We start from the raw sequence: 13,621 nt of genomic DNA on the forward strand, positions 1-13,621 counted from the left end.
CCTACGCGCCTCCCTTCGCGCTCGAATTCGTGCCCGCGCTCGCGTTAGACCCCGTCAGCGTCACGGTGATCGTGGCGACCACCTGCGACGAGCCGTCGTCAGAGGCGGTCTGCGCCGTCGAGACGGCCACGTCGCTCACGTTCGGCTGCGCCGAGACGTTGTTCGCGATGACGCCCACGGTGTCGAGCGACACGTTCGAGAGCGTCAGCGTGAGCTTCGTGTCCTCGAGCGTGACCTGGCTCACGGTGGCGCTGGGCATGACCTGGGACTCGATCATGTCAAGCACGGACGAGGCGTCGACGCCCGACGTGCCGGAGACCAGCGAGTACTTCTCGTACTCCGCGCGCACGCGCTCGTACTCGGCCGCGCGCTCGGTGATGGGTGCGAGCTCGCCCTGCACGCGTGCGAGCTCGGCCTCCTTGTCGCGGATCTCCATGAGCGGGCCTGCGACGCCAAAGCGCACGAACAGGCCAAGTGCCACCACCAGGACGGCGACCAGGGCGCCCACCTTCCTCTTGTCCACCTCGGGATGCTCGATGCGGTACAGGTTCATGGACCGCTTGGTGGGGTATGCCTTCTCGGGGTCGTCGCGCTTCTTCTTGAGGTCGAAGCTGACCTCCCTCTTGAGGTCAATCGCCATTGAGGTTCGCCTCCCCCGCAATCAGGCCCGCATAGGCAAGCGAGCACACGACGGCCTCGCGACTCGAGCGGGCGTCGTCGGACATGAGGGAGTTCACCAGCCAGACGGGCGTGTCGAAGTCCGACGCGATGAGCGAAACGAGCGCATCGATGCAGGCGCCGCCGCCGGCAAGGTAGATGTTGTTGATCGTGGTCTCGGGGTGGCTGAAGGTGTAGAAGTTGACGACCTTGCTCACCTCGAAGAGGAGGCGCTCGAAGACAGCCATGCACTCCCGGCTCTCGAGGACCTCGTCGAAGTCCTTGTCGCGGTAGGACCCGGCGACGTGCGGGTCGACGCCCTTGAGCTCGGCGATGGCGAGGTCGACGTCGTAGCAGCCCGACTCGACGCGACGAGAGCCCCGGTAGCGGTCGCCGTCATAGAGCGAGACGACCATGTTCTTGTAGCCGATGTCGATCACGACCGAGCCGTCGCCCGTGGCGCGCGCCTCCCCCTCGTGTCCGTCCCTGAAGAGGAACATCGTGGCCATGGGGGCGGGCACGGCGACCTTGACCCTGAAGCCTGCGCGCCTGAGCGCCTCGTCGTAGCGCTGCAGCGACTCCTTGCGCGTTGCCGCCGCGAAGAGCTCCATGCGCTCGGGCTCGCCCGCGTCGTTGAGCACCATCTCGTCGACGGCGTAGTCGAAGACGTAGCCGTCGGGGTTCTCGCTGATGAAGTCGTGGAACTCGAACGGAAGGTTGACCTTGAGCTCCGAGACGGTCATGGCGGGAAGCGTGACGTGTCGGAAGAACGTGCTCTTCTCGGTCAGCACGATCGAGGCGTCACGCGTGTGGATGTGCTCCTCAGCGCGGAGCCTCTTGAGGAACTCGACCATGACGCGCGGGGAGACGAGGCCGTCCTTGCCCATGATGTTCTCGGGCAGGCGGCGCACGATGAAGCGCGTTCCATGTTCGCGGCAGCAGATCTTGACGTTGTCCCTGCCGACGTCTATTCCGACGAGATTCTGGGCCATTCTCGCCTCCGTCCGGGTCTTGGATGCGATGGTGAGCGTGCGCCATACACAGCAATTGTACGGCTTTTGCGCAGGTCTGGCGCACTGAGCCGTCTGCCGACGGGATACGGCGCGACGGGACATCGCGCTAGAAAAGGACTCCCGCGGAGGCCCGTGTCAAACGGATGCCTGCACGCGGGAGCCCCGACGCGATGCGAATGATTGGACTAGGAGCCGCTCTTGGCACCCGCCACGATCTTGATGTTGCCGTCCGTGTACTCGTAGTTGATCGGCGTGTTGGCCGTCCACTTCGTGACCGACTGGCCGGAAATGGTCTGGTCCTGGTCAGGCGCGCCCTGGGTCTGGAAGTTGCCCGTGGCGTTCTTGGCGACGGAGCCGTCGGCGTTGAGGCCGAAGGTGGTGGTCTTGGTGCTGTCAATCGTGGTGTCGGTCATCACCTCGACGGCGACGACGGCGTAGCCGCTGCGGATGTTGGCGACGTCAGCCTCGACCTTGGCCCTGTTGAGCTGGCTGGTGAAGACGGGGATCGCGATGGCCACCAGGATGGCGATGATGGCGACGACAATCAGCATCTCCATAAGGGTGAATCCCTTGTAGCCGCGAGCCTCGAGCTCCCTCTTCTTAGCGAGAATCGAATTGGTCATAGAAACCCTCCCCAATAGTTTGGCCGAGGCACCTCGCGGCGTGTGTGCCGCAGGGGCTGCCCTTACGGTTACGCAACCCACATGGTAACGTATGGCAACGCGCCTGCCTGCGCTGACGCCGCTCACGGGTCCGCGAGCGGGTGGACGGCGCAATACTAGGCGCCAGCGTTGAAGTTGCCGTAGATGCTGAACATCGGGAGATACACCGCGAGCAGGATCACGCCGACGATGATTGCAAGAATGATGATCATCGCGGGCTCGAGGAGGCTCAGGGCGCGTGCCGTGAGGGTCTCGACCTCGTTGTCGTAGTACTCGGAGATGACCTTGAGGGTGCTCTCGAGCGTGCCGGTCTCCTCGCCCACCCCGGTCATCTCGCTCACGAGGTGCGGGAACGCGCCGGTCTTCTCGATGGAGGCGGAGAGCGTCCTGCCGCTCTCGACCTCGGCCTCGATGCCCTCCAGCGAGCGGGACATGTAGAAGTTGGAGATCGTCTTCGCCGCGACGTCGACGGCCTCGACGACGGGGAGGCCCGCCGCCATCATGATGGACATCGTGCTCGCGTACTGGCCGGAGGCGTTCATGACGATGATCTTGCCGATGACGGGGATGCGCGTCGCAAGGCGCGAGGCGGCGAGGTGGAAGTCCTCGTTGTAGTGGAGGAGGAGCCTGAAGCCGACGACGAGGGCGATGACGACGATGAGCAGCACGAAGAAGTTGTGGGTCATGAAGTCGGAGAAGCCGATCAGGAGCCTGGTGGGGATGGGGAGCTCGGCGCCCATCGACTCGAAGGTGCTCTTGAACGTGGGGACGGCGAGCACCATGATCAGCACGATGACCACGGCCGCCACCCCGAGGACGAACGCAGGGTAGATCATGGCGCTGCGGACCTTGCCCTGGGACTCGGCGGTCTTCCGGTAGTAGGCCGCCAGGCGCTCGAAGACGATGTCGAGGCCTCCGGAGGCCTCGCCGGCGCGGACCGTCTGGACGAAGGTGACCGGCAGGTTCGGCCCGTTGCGCTCGAAGGAGTCACCCAGGGAGAGGCCGGAGGCGACATCCTGGGCGACGCCGTCGAGCACGCGGCGTAGGCTCTTATCGTCGGTCTGCTCTGCCACGAGCTCGATGGCGCGCACGATGGGAAGGCCCGAGCGCAGCACGATCGCGAACTGGTTGCACATGATGGCGAGCGACTTCTGCTTGACGCGGCGCGAGCCGAGCGTGACGTCGGTCGAAGCCGAGACCTCCTCGAGGCTCGAGATGACCTGCGAGCCGTCGCGGATCTGGGCGATGGCCTCGTCGCGCGTGTTCGCCTGGACGACGCCCTCGATGACGTCGTCGGTGTCGATGTGTCGCGCCGTGTACTTGAAGGTCTTCACGGTCAAGCCTTTCTGGGTCGGGGTCCGGGACGTGAGCGCGTGCGTCAGCGGATCTGGCGGGCCAGGTAGTCGCGGTCGTGGGCGGCCTCGAGGGCGACCTCGCGCGTGATGGCGCGGGCGTTCGCGAGGCGCATGAGGCTCGCGTCCATGGTGACGCTGCCGATCTGGGCAGAGGTCGAGATGGCGTTCGCGATCTGGGGCGTCTTGCCCTCGCGGATGAGGTTGCGGATGGCGGAGTTGACGACCATGACCTCGCACGCGAGCGAGCGGCCCTCCCCCGAGGCGTTGGGGAGGAGCTGCTGGGCCACGACCGCGCGCAGCGTCATCGAGAGCTGCATGCGGATCTGGGCCTGGCGCGCCTCGGGGAAGACGTCGACGAGGCGGTCGATTGAGTCGGCGGCAGACTGCGTGTGCAGGGTGCCGAACACGAGGTGCCCGGTCTCGGCCGCGGTGAGGGCGCACTCGATGGTCTCGAGGTCGCGCATCTCTCCGACGAGGATGACGTCGGGGTCCTCGCGCAGGATCGCGCGCAGGCCCGCGGCGAAGCTCTCGGTGTGGCGGCCGACCTCGCGCTGGTTGACGAGGGCGAGCTCGGACTCGTAGACGTACTCGATGGGGTCCTCGAGCGTGATGATGTGGTCGGGGCGCGTGCGGTTGATCTCGCCCATGATCGCGGCGAGCGTGGTCGACTTGCCCGAGCCCGTCTCGCCGGTGACGAGCACGAGCCCCTTCTGGTACGAGACGAACTCGCCCACCACGGGAGGGAGGCCGAGCTCGGAGAGCTTGGGGATGCCCGTGGCAAGCAGGCGGATCGAGATGGCGTATCCCCCGCTCACGCGGTAGACGTTGAGGCGGCAGCGCACGCCGCAGATGGTCTTGGCGGTGTCGTACTCGCCGACCGACTCGAGCCGCGAGAAGCCGTCGCCGACCGACTCGCGGGCGAGTTGCTCGCATAGCGCGGGCGAGAGGGGCTCGCCGCCTGCGGACCGAAGCGCGCCGTGGACGCGCAGGCGCAGCGTGTCGTTCGGCGAGACGTGGACGTCGGAGGCGGCGGCCTCTCGGGCCAGCCCGACGATGTCTTCCAGGTTCATGGTCATCCCCTACCCTACGCTGTAGACGGCGCGGAGCACCTCGTCGGCCGTGGTTATGCCCTTGAGGACGAGGTCACGCGCATTGACGTCGATGGGCTCGAAGCCGGCGGCCACGGCCGCGGCGCGCACCTCGTCGCGGTCGCCGCCGTGGATCGCGGCGCGGACCTTCTCGTCGACCACGAGCACCTCGGCGACGACGGTGCGTCCGCTGTAGCCCGTGCCGAAGCACTCGGGGCAGCCCCGCCCGCGGAAGAACTGTATGCCCTTGGCGCGCGCCGTGGCGTCGACGCCGAGCGCGTCAAGCTCGGACTCGTCGGGGGCGTAGGGCTCAGCGCAGTGCGGGCAGATGCGGCGGACGAGCCTCTGGCTCACGATGCCGCGCAGGGCCGTGGCCTGGAGGTAGCGCTCGACGCCCATGTCGCTCAGGCGGTCGATCGTCGAGAGCGCGTCGTTGGCGTGCAGCGTCGAGAGGACGAGGTGGCCGGTCATGGCGGCGCGCATGGCGATGTCGGCGGTCTCGAAGTCGCGGATCTCGCCGACCGACACGATGTCGGGGTCCTGGCGCAGGACCGACCGCAGGCCGCTCGCGAAGGTGGTGCCGGTCCTCTCGTTGACCTGGACCTGCGTGACGCCCGCGATGTTGTACTCGACCGGGTCCTCGAGCGTCACGATGTTGACCTCCTCGGTGTTGAGGCGGTCGATGATCGTGAAGAGGGTCGACGACTTGCCCGAGCCCGTGGGGCCGACGAGCAGGATCACGCCCTGGTGGCTCTTTGCAAGCTGCTCGTACATCTCGAGGTTGTGCCCGAAGAACCCGAGGTCCTCGGCCGTGTCGAGCCTATTGTCGCGGTCGAGGATGCGGATGACGATCTTCTCGCCGTGCACGGTGGGAAGGGTCGAGACGCGAAGGTCGGCCTCCTTGGAGCGAAGGCGGACGATGGCGCGGCCGTCCTGGGGGATGCGGCGTTGGGTGACGTCCATGCCGCTCATGACCTTGATGCGGCTCGTGAGGGACTGCTGCAGCTCCTTGGGGATCTTGAACTCCTCGCGCAGGATCCCGTCGACGCGCATGCGGACGCGGACCTCGTCCTCCTGCGGCTCGATGTGGATGTCGCTCGCGCGCTCGGAGATGCCGCGCTCGATGATGTTGTCGACGAGGCGCACCGACGGGGCGGCGCCCTCGTTCTCGATCTCGCTCGTGCGGAGGCCTATGTTGTAGGTGCCGCCGGACTCGCCCTGGTCGGTCTCCTGCTGCATCTCGAGGATCGCGCGCTTGGCGCCCTCGGTGCCGTAGAGCTGCGAGATGGCATGGTCGATGCCGGCGCGCGTCGAGATCATGGGCACGACGTGCATGCGCGAGACCGTGCGGGCCTCCTCCATCGCCATGAAGTTGAGGGGGTCGGCCATGACGAGGTAGAGCTCGTCTCCGACGGTGCGCAGGGGCACGACCGAGTACTTCTTGGCGATGCCGCGCGGGATGATCTTGGTCATCTCGGGGTCGATCTCGGCCTCGCCGAGGTCGACGTAGTCGACGCCGAGCTGGATCTGGAGGGCGTCGAGGAGCTGGCGCTCGGTGATGATGCCCGACGAGACGAGTGCCTCGCCCAGGCGCTCGTGCGACTCGCTCTGCTTGGCGAGGCCCTGCTTCAGCTCGTCGTCGGTGATGACGCCGGCATCGATGAGGAGGTCTCCGAGGCGCGTGAACTTCATGTCGCAACTCCCTTTTCGTCTTCGGTCGCCCGGCGCGGCTAGGCGACGGCCCCTGCGGTGTAGTCGGCCCCGAGCGGGTCGAGGTGGTACTCGTACTCGCGAGAGCGCTCGGGCGCGCTCGCGTCGGTGACGGAGATCTTGACCTTGACGTCATCGTCGGAGAGGCCGAGCTCCTCGAGCGAGACGTCGCACGTGCCGTAGGCCGAGTCGATCAGCACCTGCCGCTCGACCGACCCGCCCTCGGAGCTCGCGCCGACGAAGTAGAGCCTGCCGTCGCGCGAGGCGAGCAGCCGGCCGTCGATACCTGCCGAGACCCTGATCTTCTCGCCGTTGAGCGAGACGACGTAGTTCCCGTCGGCATCCGTGCGCATGAAGCGGACGGGCGTGGAGATCGCGTTGTAGATGGAGTCGGAGAGCACCTGCGCCTGCGAGGCGAACTGCTCGGCGCGGTAGATGTCGTTGGCGCGCGCGACGCCGGTTGCCACGAGGGCCGTGAGCAGGCCGAGCACCATGAGGGCCGCAAGCATCTCGACGAGGGTGAAGCCGGCGCGGGCTCGGCGGGCGCGGGGCGGGGTCGTGGCGAGGTTGAGGCGGGGTCGCAGCATGCTAGGCCCCTCTCTTCTCGGGGGTCTCCCAGGAGACGACGTCGGGGCCGCCGGAGAGGGTCACGTCGTAGGCGGTGCCGCCGATGGTGATGGTCTGGCGCTCGGGCTCGGTCGCGGGCGCCAGGGTAGAATCCGCGCGCGGCTCAAGGTAGGTGCCCGAGGCCTCGGCGTAGGCGAGCTCCTGGGAAAGGCGGCTCGCGCGCTCGTTCGCCTGCTGGTTGAGGCGCGAGGCGACGGCCGTCGCGGCGAAGAGCGCCGTGATGGCGAAGGCGCAGACCAGGATGGCCGCGAGCGTCTCGACCAGGGTCTCTCCCCTCTCGCTGCGGGTGTGCATCACGACACCTTCTTCCATGTGATCGTGAAGTCCCTGAGGGAGTTCTTGGTGGTTTCCTCGGGCTCGGAGCCGTCCGGATTAATGATGCGGCGCTCGCAGTTGAGCTGGCCGTCGGCCGGGATGTCGGTGAGCATGCGCTCGTCGTCGAGGTTGTTGACCTTGGCGGCCATGGCGCGGCCGTCGTAGATGCTGCCGGCCGGCGCGTTGCAGACGGGTATGTAGTAGGCGCCGCGGTAGTAGATCGTGACGATGTAGTGCGAGGGGTTGGACGCGATGAAGAGCTCGCTGTTGGCCGTGGCCTTCCACTTGCACTTCTGCCACTGCTTCTCCCACCAGGCGTCGTGGGCGATGCCCCAGACGTCGCTCATGTAGGGCGTGTCGTAGACGGTGGTGTTGGTCTGGGGCGCCTCGGCCGGGGTGTCCTCGGGCACGGGCCCCGAGCCCCAGTAGAGGGTCTTGTCGTCGACGAGGGTGGCGTCGATCGTGGTGGAGATCGCGTTGGCGTAGCGCTCGTGGTCGGCGTTGGCCGAGAGGCGGGCGACGACTTTGATCTTGTACTGCTCGGCGGAGCCGGCGGGCATCATCTGGAACTCGAGGTCGACGTCGGGGACCGTCGCGTCGGCGTGGGTGAAGCCCGCGGCCTTGAAGGTCTGGGTGGGCGTCGAACCGGCGCGCGCGGAGTTTGCCGCCGAGGCTGCCCACTGCGCGAGCGGGGTGCCGTCCGAGGTGGAGCCGGCGGAGAAGTCTGAGGAGGAGTCCGCGCGCGTGAGCACGAGGTCGGCCACGGGCCCGGAGTCTGCGCAGAGCGTGCGGACGGCCTGAATGGCCGAGGAGACGGCAAGGTAGGCCTGCTGCTCCTCGAGGGTCTTGCGACTGCGCTCGGCGCTGACGGCCGACGAGGTGACGATGACGGCCGCGACGACGGAGCAGACGAGCATGAGCAGGAGCGCCACCACGAAGGAGGCGCCGCGCTCCGAGCGGGCGTGGGCGCGGGAGGCGCGCTCCTCTCGGCGGGCGTATGCGTGTCGACGTGATGCCATGGTCACCTCCCTAGGCGGACGGCACGGGCCAGTCGCCGTAGAACGGCAGGACGGACCCGTTGTGGCTGACGGTGCGGAACGGGTAGGTCAGGCCCACGAGCCAGGCGTTGGACGGGTGGGTCTCGGGGGGACGGGGGTAGCCGGAGGCCTCGGAGACGCACTCGTAGTAGCCGAGGCGCAGGTCGACCTCATGGGAGTTGGCGAAGTCGTTGTTGATGTTGGCGCTGACGAAGTACAAGAGGCCGCTCCACTCGGAGTAGCGGGACCCGTCCCTGGTGTAGCCGGCGAAGGCACCGACGTAGCTTGCGTGGTAGGCCCTGGTGGTGCGCCCGTAGGCGGCGCAGTAGCTCAGGTTGCCAGGTTCGTTGTCGTAGCCGACGAAGCCGCCCACGACGTAGTCGCCCTCGACGTTCTTGCAGCAGCTGAAGCAGGAGTTCCACCAGCCGCCCTCACGGTAGCCGACGAAGCCGCCGACGTCGTGCTGTCCCTTGACGGTTCCGGAGGCATAGCAGTTCTGGATCATGCAGGACGCCGCGTTGCCGACGAGCCCGCCGCAGTACCAGCCGTCGTCACTCTCTTCGACGGTGTTTGCAGACGCGAACGAGCCGACAATGCGATTGGACGTGGGATGGCTTCCGACGAGGCCGCCGACGGCGATTCCCCGCGAGAACACGCTCGGAAACACGAGGATGCCGTCGTCGCCGACAAAACCGTGGACGCTCGAGCCAAGGATGTCGGCGAGGGACTCGCCGACGAGGCCGCCGACCGCGTTGCCCTCGCTCCAGACGTCCACGCTGGAGGTGACGGTCGAGACGGCGCCGGACTGTCTGCCGACGGCGCCGCCCACGCGGGAACCCGAGCCGTAGACGGTCTCGCGCTCGGAGTCGGGGGCGTCCATGCGCACGGCGACCGACGAGGACTCGAGAGAGCCGCTGGTCAGGTCGCCGACGAGGCCGCCGACGTAGGAGCCGCCGCTGACGTTGGCGAGCACGATGTCGCCGGATCCGCCCGCGGGCGTCACGCCCGTGAGGCCGCCGACGTAGTTGCCCGTGCCGGAGACGTTGACCTGGATCTGCTCGTCCGTGTTGCCGACGCGGCAGTCGACGATGATGCCGCGCAGGACCTCGCCCGCGAGGCCGCCGACGTAGTTGGCACCCGAGACGTTGGCAAGCACGTGGTTGCCGTGCATGTCGGCGGAGGAGACGCTCACGAGGCCTCCGGCGTAGTCGCCCTCGGCGCTCACCGAGACGAGCCTGGGGCGGGAGAGGTCGTTCTTCTCGTAACCGACGTTGCAGTTGGTGAACTGCGTGTAGGCCGGGCTCTCGCCGATGAGGCCGCCCACGTGGCTTCCACCCGAGACGTCGATGGCGGCCGAGCAGTTGTCGATCTCGACCCAGCCGGTGACGAGACCCACGAGGCCGCCCACGTTGTCGCCCGTGCCGGTGACTGAGACGCCGTCCTTTCCGGTGGTCACCACGTGGCAGTCGTGGATGGAGCCGCTCGTATGCTCGCCGACGAGGGCGCCCACGTTGGTCGTGCCCGTGACGCGGGGGTCCTCCATGTTGAGGTCGCGCACGGTGAAGAACATGCTGGAGAAGACGCCACAGCGCTCGGCGTCGGAGGCGATGACGAAGTTCTTGAGGGTGTGGTCGCCGCCGACCATCTCGTTTGAGGGATTGGCCACCATCTCGGCGGAGGCGACGATCGGGGCGAAGGTCGCGTTCGGGTTGAGGCCGTTGCCGGCGAAGTCCTGGCGGCTCTGGATCGAGACGCACTCCGGCGAGCCCCACCAGGCGTTGCCGTCGAAGTCGATGTCGCGCCCGACGTCGATGTGGGTGTAGTTGGCGAAGTTGAACGTGTAGCCGCCGAGGTCTGCCTCGCCGGTCTTGGCGCAGACCGCCCTCAGGTCGAGGTTGCGGAGGTGGCGCAGGCACGAGACCTTGACCGTTCCGCCTGAGAGCTCCTGGTAGAGGCTGTTGGCGGTGAAGCGGCTCTCGCGAAGCGGGCTCGTGGGGTCGTCTTGGGCGACGTCGCAGTAGACGCGGACGGTGACGTTGAGGTCGGAGCCCGGCAGGATGTGCGCGTCGCGGCAGATCTCGGCGAAGCTCAGGCCGTCGCGCATGCTGTCGAGGATGACGTCGACCTCGGTGTCGCTCTGGCGCAGCGTGAGGCGGCAGGCGGGGTCGGAGCTCGCAGGAGAGTAGGTGCGCTCCCAGGTCGCCTTCTGGCCCCAGTACTGGTAGGAGGTGCCCTCGACGGAGACCTGCACCTTGAAGGTGGCGAGGCGCTCCGCGTTGCCCACGAGCTTGCCGATGCTCTCGCTGCGGACGCGGGCGTAGAGCTCCTCGGAGTTGACGAGGTCGACCGAGAGGTCGCCGAAGCGCTCGGACTCGTCGATCTTGGGCTGGAAGTACGGGCTCAGCGCGCCGCCCCCGTAGTAGCCCACGAGGAAGGGGGAACGCTCTTCTCGGCCGCGCAGGTCATGCACGTCATCCCAGGTGATGGCGCCCCTCGAGCCCGTGCGGGGGTTGATTGCGTCGGCCTTGCCCTGGCCGGGGCCCTCCCAGTAGTAGACCGAGTAGACCTCGCCCGTGAGCGGGCAGAGCTCGACAACGAACGAGCCGTCGAGGAGGGCCGACGAGACGTCCGACGCGCCGATGCGGGAGGTCGCGGCGTCCGAGGTGGTGAAGAGGTAGCGCGCGACGGAGGAGTCGGCGTCGGAGCTGAGGTGGTAGAGGGCGTGCTGCTCGTCGTTGAAGGCGGCGCCCGCAGGGTAGTCGGCCGGGCGGGTGGTGACCTTGGATGCGGCGAGCGACTCCTCGCCGAAGAGTAGGGGCGCCTGGCCCGAGGCCTTGAGCGCGCTCAGGCGGTTCTGCACCGAGTTGTAGATCTGCTGGGCCTGGGCGTCGAGCTGCATCATGCGCAGCTGGCGCGCCATGTGCATGAGCGGCGGTACGGAGATGAGCGCCACGATCGCGAGAATCGCGACGGCCCCCATCATCTCCATCATCGTGAAGCCCCGGCGGCTCCTATCGGCGTGCCCGCGCATGCCCATCCAAGCTCCGTTTCGCGCGGCAAATTGCCACGCAGCGCGTACCCTTGACAGTGCAGCCATCGTAGCACCGCATTACGGCGGGCCGACGTGCGCATATGCGAACGGCGAGCATGTCGGGGCAGGCTGCTTGCAGGTTTGAAATCGCTGCGGCAGCACGGCGAAGGGTGGGTGGGGCGATGCCGCGGTTGCGCGCGGGCGGGATAGGCAAGCAGAGCTGACGGCCGCGGGACAAAGTCCAACCTCCCACCGCACGAGTGCGCGATGTGACATGAGGCCAGGGGCATTGCTTCGTATAGTTCAAATACGTATGGACGCACGAGAGGATGTGATGCGCATGGACCTTGGAAGAAAGATCACCTCGATTGTCACCGCGCTTGCATTGGCGCTTGCGGGAGTCCCCGCCCCGGCACTGGCCGTGGGCGGCCAGCAAGAGGCGCAGTCGCAACTCTCTCCCGCCGACGATCCCGCCAACACCTTGGGCAAGTTTACCTACACGTTCGAGGGCGAGGCAGTGGACATGTGGGTCGGCGATGGCGCGGACCACATGCAGATGCTTCCACCTGGCGAGGAGCTCCACGAGGAGGACGTCTCGTACTACGACTCAGGAACCGGATTCGTAACGATTCGCCTCTCGACGCTGTTCATCACCAAGGTGACCTCGATCACCGTCAACAGCACTGACTACAGCACCCAGATCCCCACGACGAAGGAGCAGAAGCTCGCCCACTTCACCAACCAGCACACCGAGTTCGACATCACGGTCCCCAAGGCAGACGCCTACGTGATATCGACCACCACCGACATAGACCGAGACCCCGCCGTGGGCAACATCCTTTGGTCCTATCGCGAGGAGGACAAGGGCAAGGACGACTACATGGACCACGGCCGCATCGAGTTCGTGAGCGCGGTGTATGACGGCAACACCTACACTGCCGACAACCTCGTGCAGGGCACTGCCTTTGACTGGAGCGAGAACGGCGAGGGCGACGGTGGCGCGGTCTTCCCTGCCGGCACGACCCTCACCGTCAAGCTCATCCCAGAGCACGGAATGCAGCTCGTCTCGTTCGGCCCCAACGGTGAGACCTTCGAGACGGGAGAGGAGACCGCCGTCTACACCTTCGAGGTCGCAAAGGGAAACTTCCACCTTGGGGCGCGCTTTGCCGAGGTGGACGACGTCGTCGTCTCCAAGTCCGACGCGATCGCGGGCGGCGCCATCGAGCTCTCGAACGAGGACGTGCTCAGTGGCTCCGCCGCCCTCTACGTGAGCGACAGCGAGATATCGCCCGCCGAGCAAGCCGGCCTTGAGGCGGTCGTGGCCGCCGAGGGTGACTACGAGGTCATGGAGGTCGTGGACCTCTCGCTCGACCAGCTCGTCTACAAGGGGACCAATGACCCCGCGAACGCCTGGACGGCCTCGCTCGGCCACGACGAGGACCTGAAGCAGCGTGCCGCCGTGGCCCTCACGATCGCGGACGACCAGAGCGTCACGGATGCGATCGTGGTCCACGAGGAGAACGGGACCTGGGTGCCGCTCGAGACCTATTTCGACCCCGAGTCGAACTCGGCGGTGTTCGCAACGAGGGGCTTCTCGAACTACGCCATCGCGACCACCGTCACACCGACCGAGAGCGTGTATCGCCTGTACAACCCCTACTCCGGCGAGCACTTCTACACCACGAGCGCCTACGAGTACGATCAGGTGCAGAAGGCCGGCTGGAACGGCGAGGGCGTCGCGTGGAGCGCGCCCGCGCAGGGCGACGAGAGCGTATACCGCCTCTACAACCCCTACGGGGGCGGCCACCACTACACCACGAGCATCAACGAGCGCGACTGCCTGATGAACCTCGGCTGGAACTACGAGGGCATCGCCTTCTATGGCGCCACCGAGGACGACAGCCCGGTCGCACGCCTCTACAACCCCAACTCGAGCACAGGCGCGCACCTCTTCACGATGAGTGAGTTCGAGGCGAACGCAGTCGAGCAGGCCGGCTGGATCCGCGAGGGAACGGGCTGGTACGCCCTGGCCTAATTCCAACCGAAGCCACCCGTACGTAAAGCGAAACCCCGCCCGTGCACGAGCCTCTTGGTGCACGGGCGGGGTCGTTTTGTGAAAGGGCAGC

11 protein-coding genes are annotated in these 13,621 nt (G+C 67.0%); 1 reads left to right on the plus strand and 10 read right to left on the minus strand.

What is annotated here, in order from left to right; translation table 11 throughout:
* Position 1 precedes the first annotated feature (1 nt).
* The 10 genes from M5D76_RS07855 to M5D76_RS07900 form a co-directional block, all read right to left on the minus strand.
* Complete coding sequence (locus tag M5D76_RS07855) at positions 2–640, minus strand: hypothetical protein (RefSeq protein WP_248922830.1); 639 nt, start codon at positions 638–640, stop codon at positions 2–4.
* Entirely contained in the window at positions 630–1,649 is a 1,020-nt protein-coding gene (gene pilM, locus M5D76_RS07860) for a pilus assembly protein PilM (RefSeq protein WP_248922831.1), read from the minus strand. Before pilM ends, M5D76_RS07855 begins: the two co-directional genes overlap by 11 nt.
* 206 nt (positions 1,650–1,855) lie before the next feature.
* On the minus strand, positions 1,856–2,293 hold the full coding sequence (locus M5D76_RS07865) for a prepilin-type N-terminal cleavage/methylation domain-containing protein (protein ID WP_248922832.1): 438 nt from the start codon (positions 2,291–2,293) through the stop codon (positions 1,856–1,858).
* A 155-nt stretch (positions 2,294–2,448) separates the two neighbouring features.
* Entirely contained in the window at positions 2,449–3,666 is a 1,218-nt protein-coding gene (locus M5D76_RS07870) for a type II secretion system F family protein (RefSeq protein ID WP_248922833.1), read from the minus strand.
* A gap of 44 nt (positions 3,667–3,710) precedes the next feature.
* A complete protein-coding gene (locus tag M5D76_RS07875) occupies positions 3,711–4,757 on the minus strand; it encodes a type IV pilus twitching motility protein PilT (RefSeq protein WP_248922834.1) in 1,047 nt (348 codons plus the stop codon).
* A 9-nt stretch (positions 4,758–4,766) separates the two neighbouring features.
* Positions 4,767–6,467 carry a GspE/PulE family protein gene (locus M5D76_RS07880; RefSeq protein ID WP_248922835.1) on the minus strand — a complete coding sequence of 567 codons (1,701 nt, stop codon included), beginning with the start codon at positions 6,465–6,467 and terminating at the stop codon, positions 4,767–4,769.
* A gap of 38 nt (positions 6,468–6,505) precedes the next feature.
* Positions 6,506–7,072, minus strand: a complete 567-nt coding sequence (locus tag M5D76_RS07885; RefSeq protein WP_248922836.1) for a type II secretion system protein — start codon at positions 7,070–7,072, stop codon at positions 6,506–6,508.
* A gap of 1 nt (position 7,073) precedes the next feature.
* Positions 7,074–7,406 (minus strand): type IV pilus modification PilV family protein, encoded by a 333-nt coding sequence (locus M5D76_RS07890; RefSeq protein ID WP_248922837.1) that lies wholly within the window; start codon positions 7,404–7,406, stop codon positions 7,074–7,076.
* Positions 7,406–8,446: a hypothetical protein gene (locus tag M5D76_RS07895; RefSeq protein ID WP_248922838.1), complete on the minus strand. Its 1,041-nt coding sequence runs from the start codon at positions 8,444–8,446 to the stop codon at positions 7,406–7,408. Before M5D76_RS07895 ends, M5D76_RS07890 begins: the two co-directional genes overlap by 1 nt.
* A gap of 10 nt (positions 8,447–8,456) precedes the next feature.
* Entirely contained in the window at positions 8,457–11,501 is a 3,045-nt protein-coding gene (locus tag M5D76_RS07900) for a pilus assembly FimT family protein (RefSeq protein WP_248922839.1), read from the minus strand.
* 334 nt (positions 11,502–11,835) lie between these two features.
* On the opposite strand from M5D76_RS07900, the gene M5D76_RS07905 reads away from it, so the two are divergent.
* On the plus strand, positions 11,836–13,530 hold the full coding sequence (locus M5D76_RS07905; RefSeq protein WP_248922840.1) for a hypothetical protein: 1,695 nt from the start codon (positions 11,836–11,838) through the stop codon (positions 13,528–13,530).
* Positions 13,531–13,621 lie beyond the last annotated feature (91 nt).

Origin of the sequence: Olsenella intestinalis, from assembly GCF_023276655.1 — a bacterium.
GTDB classification, from domain to species: domain Bacteria; phylum Actinomycetota; class Coriobacteriia; order Coriobacteriales; family Atopobiaceae; genus Olsenella_J; species Olsenella_J intestinalis.